General features: G+C 38.1%; 4 protein-coding genes. 1 reads left to right on the top strand and 3 read right to left on the bottom strand.

The genetic code is table 11. The features are described 5' to 3' along the window. The coding region (locus HOD97_02840) for a hypothetical protein (protein MBT4280550.1) at positions 1-209 on the top strand (209 nt) is incomplete at its 5' end. A 1-nt stretch (position 210) separates the two neighbouring features. On the opposite strand, the gene HOD97_02835 is transcribed toward HOD97_02840, so the two are convergent. From HOD97_02835 to HOD97_02825, 3 genes are all read right to left on the bottom strand, one after another. Continuing rightward, positions 211-4,452, bottom strand: a complete 4,242-nt coding sequence (locus HOD97_02835) for a PKD domain-containing protein (GenBank protein ID MBT4280549.1) — start codon at positions 4,450-4,452, stop codon at positions 211-213. A 110-nt stretch (positions 4,453-4,562) separates the two neighbouring features. Then, entirely contained in the window at positions 4,563-6,302 is a 1,740-nt protein-coding gene (locus tag HOD97_02830; protein ID MBT4280548.1) for a hypothetical protein, read from the bottom strand. 29 nt (positions 6,303-6,331) lie between these two features. Beyond that, positions 6,332-6,817, bottom strand: a complete 486-nt coding sequence (locus HOD97_02825; GenBank protein ID MBT4280547.1) for a regulatory protein RecX — start codon at positions 6,815-6,817, stop codon at positions 6,332-6,334. Between the last annotated feature and the right edge of the window lie 134 nt (positions 6,818-6,951).

Genomic DNA, 6,951 nt, shown 5'->3' with positions numbered 1-6,951 from the left:
TTTGGGAATTCGATTTACATCCTTGGGATACAGCAGCTGGAATTGTAATTATAAATGAAGCCGGCGGAACTGTGTCTCAAATGGACGACTCACCCTTCAATATTTTCAATCGGAATATTGTAGCGTCCAATGGTATTCTACATAATCGAGTGACGGGGCAAACACGGCCCGTCCTTGAAAAACTTCGCTTTAATGGAATCGATATTTAATTTATTTCAGAAGAATCATTTTAAGAGTACTGATGTTTTTCCCCGACTTGATCTGAAGTAAATACACTCCGGCGCTTACGTTTACTCCAAGGTCATTTCTACTGTCCCAATACACCGTTTTATATCCTGCTTGCTCTCCACCCGATACAAGGGTTTTGATTTTTTGACCAAGCATATCATACACGACAATACTTACAAATCCACTTTCGGACAAATCGTATCGAATTTGGGTGATTGGATTAAATGGATTGGGATAATTTTGATGAAGCGCAAACTCTGTGGGGGTGGGACTTGATGTATCGATACTCAATTCTCCAACAACAAAACTCCATGGGTCTCCCCCGTTTGATTCTACAATAAAACCATCTGAATCTTCCGCTTTTACAATCCAAAAATATTCCGAATTATTCCCGAGATTCAAAGAGAAATGAGGTTCAGTAATATTTCCTATATCCTGATGACTATTTGCATCATTCCAATCTGAAGTATATATAATAGTATAAATTAACGAATCCATCGGATCAGGATCTATAGGCTCATTCCACGATAGGTCAACAGTTTGATCTAATCCCGACGCACCATTCTCCGGTGCAATTGGTACAAATTCCATTGGTGATTCATCAGTGATATTTACATAAAAACGTTGGAAACCACCGTAATTATCTGTGGATTCGTTGTCTAAATCTGTAGCTACAATTTTCCACCAATATGTACCATTTTCTACAAGCTGGACTACAGTTTGCGTTGTATCAGATCCCGCATTATATGAAATTGTCTGAGTAGAATCTTCCCCGATAAATAATGTATAACTCACCACATCGCCAACATCGGGATCAACCGCAGCATTCCATTCTAGTGTTAAATAAGCTGTAGAGATTTCTTCATCTACTTGAGGAAATAAAGTAGCGAATGCTGAAGGTGGATTGTTTACGTGAACCGTAGCTTGGATAAAATTAGACTTAACTAAAAAGTCAGATTCGCTTCCATTTGATATCGCCAAAGAAACAGAATAGGTATCTGCTATCGTGTAGATATGATTTGGGTTTTGCTCTGTACTGGAAATTCCGTCGCCGAAATCCCATGTCCAAAAGGTTGGACCGCCGGTAGAATAATCAGTAAACTGAACATCAAATGGAATTTCGCCCTGAGTAATATCTGCAGAAAATTCGGCTGCAAATGAATCGCTTATTTCCCCGGTGATAAAAACATCATCAACCCACCATTCGGCATCATATCCGCCTTCATATCGGTAGCGTACATAAACAGATTGATTCCCGACATAGGATGAGAGGTTCTCAATTATTTCGCCCCACGAATCTTCTGTTCCGATTGAATCACGTATGACTGTCCACGAAGATCCTCCATTTACCGAAATTTCTACATTTTGTACGATAGCGGCATAACGATAATTCACATTTTCAAAATAATTTATTTGTGCAGAAACTAAATTTGAGAAATCCATTTCCGGACCAATGAGGGAATAATTTTGGGTATTTGGTTGATCCGGCAAAAAATCATCGTAAAAAGCTGAATAGGTTCCGCTGTTGGCGCGTCTGGAAGATTGCGCCCAACCATCACCAGTTCCGGTATTTTGCCAATTCGTAGGTGGAAAAGTTCCTTCAAAATCCTCATCCACTAAAATGACAGTGTTTGAAACAGAAATGTAATCCGGTTTTGATTTTGAGGATGAATTTGTTCCGTCGGTAACCGTGAGTGAAACAGTGTATGAACCAAGGTTTGAATATGTATGGAATGGATTTTGAAGTGTACTAGAACCACCGTCTCCGAAATCCCACGACCACGTTGTAGGCGTTGAAGTTCCGCCTGTTTGGTCTGTGAAGTTTACTGTAAGAGGTGGATTCCCTGATGTTACATCTGCGAAAAAATTGGATGCCAGAACTGCGCCAAATCCGTCAGAAGAAAACAATCCTCTTCCATGCGTAGCAGCAATGACAAGATTATCAGAATCCCGAATTTGTAACATATCTGTCCTTACATTTGCAAGTCCGCTGTTTGATGCAGTCCAACTTGGGCTTGCGTTGTCAAAATTATCTGTAAACCAAACACCAACTTCCGTGGCCAATATAACTTCAGTCCTGTCATTCGGATTATAGAGTGCCCAACGGACCGGCATATCAGGAAGGTCGCCTTCCTTATTGGACCACGAATTTCCTCCATCTTGCGTTTCCCAAACTGAAATAACTCCGTAACTTGAATATGTAGCTATCATTTGATTTTCATTCGCACCGATTTCTATACAAGAAACATATCCATACGGCATACTATTCCCGGTAATTTGGGTTGAGGTAACTGAAGATGAATTTGTATTGGTCAATTTATAAATTCTTCCGGATCCTGTGCCGACAAAAACCGTATTGTCAGAGAATGGGGAAATTCGAATATGAGATGCCGTAGATCCAAGATTCAATCCCGAAACAGTACCAACATCATAACTGCCTGTAATGTCTTCAATTATTTTTAGAGAATATTCGTCCAATGCTGAATAGAGTATATTTGCATCATCGTCATAATCTGTCGGGTTGATAAACCTGCCGGAATTGTCACTTGAAATGGAATAAAAATTGGATCCACCATTTGTACTTCTATAATAATTATTGTACACATAAGATGTGATTTGATGATCAGGATCGGATTGATCAATAAAACAATAGGCACCGTCGCCTCCTGTCACCTCAATAGTAGAAACGATTCCAGTTGCATTGGAAAACTGTTGGCTTCCATTGTCTTGCGCTCCAGCCAGAAAATAATTATTCCCGGAAGTTGGATGTATTGCGCAGGCATAAAATTGCGTTACATTGTAACCTGAATTTTTTTCATCGTAAGTAGATCCTCCATCGCTGGAAACATGAATCCCGCCATCATTGGAAAAAACTATAAAATCAGCATGAGTTGGGCGAAATGCCATTCCATGCTGATCTGCATGAACGTAGGGCAAACTGAATCCGCCATACCAATGAGATATCTGTGACCAAGATGTTCCGCTATTTGTAGTTTTGTGTAAATCAACTCCACCAGCGAAAACTGTATTTGCATCGGTAGGATGAACTGATAAAATCAAATCGTACCAAGATTGCCCTCGAGTAAAGTGAACACCATTTGCATTATTCGGGATATTTATATTTGTCCAAGATGTTCCACCATTTGACGATTTTACAAAAAATTCAATATCATTATCGCCGCTTCCACCATTTCCAATCGCATAAAGTACATTTGGGTCCGATGGAGCAGTTGCTAACTCAATTCGGTTAAATCCTGATGATGGAAATCCATTGTTGTTATTGCTTATCTGAGTCCAACTCGTTCCGTTCGTGGATTTATACACTCCCCCCTCATACCATATTCCCGTAGCAGCATATATAGAATTATTCGCACCAAATTCTAAATCAGAACATCGTGATCCTTGGGAATCTGTTAAAACTCTTGTCCATGTAGAACCGCCATTAGCCGAACGATACACACCACCTTCTCCCCAATTATCACCACGAGTCCCAGCATAAACATCACCTGTTGTTGGATGAACAATAATTTTCTGAACGTAATAAAAATTATCGTCATTGTCTGTGGATGCTAATTGTGCCCATGTGGAACCTCCATCCGAAGTTTTCCAAATTCCACCGCCTCTTACTGCATCCGAATTGTACCAGCCCTCGCCGGTACCCACGTAAAAAGTCTGTGTATTTGTCGGATCGTATGCAATAGTTGTAACTGCCATATTCGCCCAAAAATCGTTGATTTGGATCCAAACAGGTGCGACCGCAGTAATGTCATCTGTGTACCATAATCCTCCTGAAACACCTCCAGCCCACAGTTTACTATATGTTGCATCATTTGGATCAAACATTATGGCGCGAGTTCTTCCTCCAATATTATCCGGACCATGTTCTGTCCAGTCAACATTTCTCTGAATTCGGTTGCGAGAAATCTCAGCTGCCTCATAAGCCAGGGCAAGTCTTTCAGATGGAACTCTGCCGATTGCTGGATCCATTGTCATGAAAAAGTTCTGTTCCATTGCAAGATCCGGTCGATCTTTTTTGGTGAGTTTTTTCTTCCACTCTTTTTTGGTTAAATGTGGTCGCTGATTATATGGATGTTCCCTCAAAAATTGTTCAAATTCGATTCTACCCTGTTCATAAAAATAATTATGAATTATTTTGTAAGACCAAACACCAGTCATACAACATAATAGGCCGGATAAAAGAAAAGTTATTGTTTTGTGATTCATACTGAAAAGTTTCCTTTAGTTGGGACGAATTAATCAGCTGAATTTAATTTATAGACAATCGATAAGCGAAATGTAAATCAACGGTGTGAGTTAAATCGCGAGAATATATATTACATTTTTTCTCGAGTTAGTTTTACCAAATTATTAAATGTAAAAAGGCTGTCATCCGTCACGCGACCAATCGTAGTTGAAGGGATTCCTTGTTTCATGCAAATTCGTTCAAAATCCATCAGGTTTCTCTCAGATACCGTTACAAGCGCCACACTTTTCGATTCACCAAACAGCATTTCATCCGGTCTAAGTTTCGTATTCAAATATATTCTTGCTCCAATTTCCGGAGTTGATTTTTTCAAACACTGAATCAGTGATTTAGATATACCACCTTTGGTGACTGAAACTGCTGAGTGAACTAACTTCCCTTCGGCAAGCATTTGTAAAACATCCTGCAAACGTAATTCATCGTTCAGATCAACTAAAGGGTCATTCCCGAAGAATGATTGTCCTTTCAACTTCAAATATTCACTTTTCCCTAATTCACCTTTTAGGCTACCGAGTATGAGGATGAAATCGGATGGATGTTGGAATGCGGTCTCTACAAGCCTATCAGAATCCAAACCAACACCAACCAAAGTATAATTTAGATTAATATGATTTTTTTGATGATGGTAAATCATTCTATTTTGCAGAGTCATTTGAAGCTTTCGGCTTGTAAAAGATATACTGTCAAACATTGTTGCTAACATTGGATTTGACACGTCTTTTACTCCAAGTGCAACCGAAAGCCCAACTGGCTTTATTCCCAGGCAAGACATCTCTCTTGAAATGTCCATAATCATCCCAGCTGTTTGTTTAGTGGAATAGTTAGAATCAACAATTTCCTGAATACTATTTTTCACCCAAATTGGTTTATGCTGACCATTAATATGAAACATTGCTAAATCTGAATTAATTATCGCATTCTTAGGTTTCACAACTAAGGGTGAATTTTTAGTATCTATTGAGAGTTTCAAAACTAAAGATGAATAACTTTTTTGGATTTCAGGATAATGTGTTTCCTCCGAATTTGATGAAAAGGAAATCACTTTCTTATATCCATACGATGTTTTCAAAAATTCAAATATACTGAAATTGATGTGAACTGAATCATTTTTTGAAATAATAAAATCCAATCGCCTATCTTTTATGATTGTACCAATTTTCATGGAGGAAATTTTCCTCTTGTTAGCTGACTTAAGAAACGAAGGATAATCGTCATCTTTAACCGAAAGCAAAATTCCAGACCACCGATTTTGGTTAAAAGACTTAAAATCCCCTATTTGTTTCATTGATAAAGTGAATCCGCAATTAAGATTTTGCGCCATTTCATATAAAGCATAGCCAAAACCTGATTTAAAAATAGGGAAACTGCTTTGCACATTGAATTCCTTTTGATTTTTTTGGATACCGTTTATTTCACGCTTTCCTCGAATCAGTACCAATACGCATTTTCGGCTTGGTTTCGACTGTTCTGTCTTTGATATTTTACCTACTCCAACCATTGAATGGGTAGAACCGGTTTTGAGGTCTAATCTCTTTTCAGTGCCGGTTAAAAATAAATCAAACTTGCGATTCGAATTAAAAAGGCTTTTCTTATTTTCCTGCCCGATTGAAAGAACGGTATCGTTGACTATATTTATAATTTGTGGTAATAAATCAGATTCAGAACCTTGTACGGATGCTTTGGCTCTTATCGTTCGAATTGAGGTAACAATAGATTCAATGAAAGATAATTCGTCGTCTGTTGGGTTCCGTTTTAATTCCGTTTGAATAAAATCGAGATCGCGTTCATTTAATGAAAATTTTTTGCTCATATCTATTTATACGCATAAGGGTTCCCGAATTACACCCACCCATTTTCACTCAACACAATTCGAATTGTATCCCACCGAAAACCTTTCCGCTTCAGGAAATCAGATATTTTCTTAATGTCTTTTTCAGGAAGAGATTTTTTATCTGCCAACCTTTTTTTCTGAATATGCTTCCGAATTAATTCTTCTTCCGGAAAATCGGTATATACCTTGCTGATGACGCGATCAACCAAATCTTCATCTAAATGATGCGGGAATAATTCTGATTTCAACGCCATTGCGCCAATTTTTTTATTCCGCACTTTTTCTTCGGCAAAACATTTTGCGAATTCTTCATCATTGATAAACTTTAAATTCTCAAACCACATGATTGCATTTTGAACCATGATTTCTGAAAATCCTTTTTTCAGAAGACGAGTTTTTAATTCATTTTTGCTTCGCATACGATATTTGAGCAATCTAAGACCGGCTTCTCGGATATCTTTTTCAGTTTGTTTCAATAATATATTATGGGTCATGACTAGTTTAGCGGGTTATTTCGAAAGTTTTCGAGTAATATTTGGTAGATATTTTCATGCCTAAAATTGAACCTAAACTCACTTTCTTTCAAATGGAAATAGAACGAAATTTTATGAATACCGCGATGCTTAGA

Source organism: Candidatus Neomarinimicrobiota bacterium, from assembly GCA_018651745.1.
In the GTDB taxonomy this organism is placed as follows: domain Bacteria; phylum Fidelibacterota; class Marinisomatia; order Marinisomatales; family TCS55; genus JAAZYX01.
Note: the sequence above shows the minus strand (reverse complement) of the source record. Positions and strands in the feature narration are given on the sequence as shown.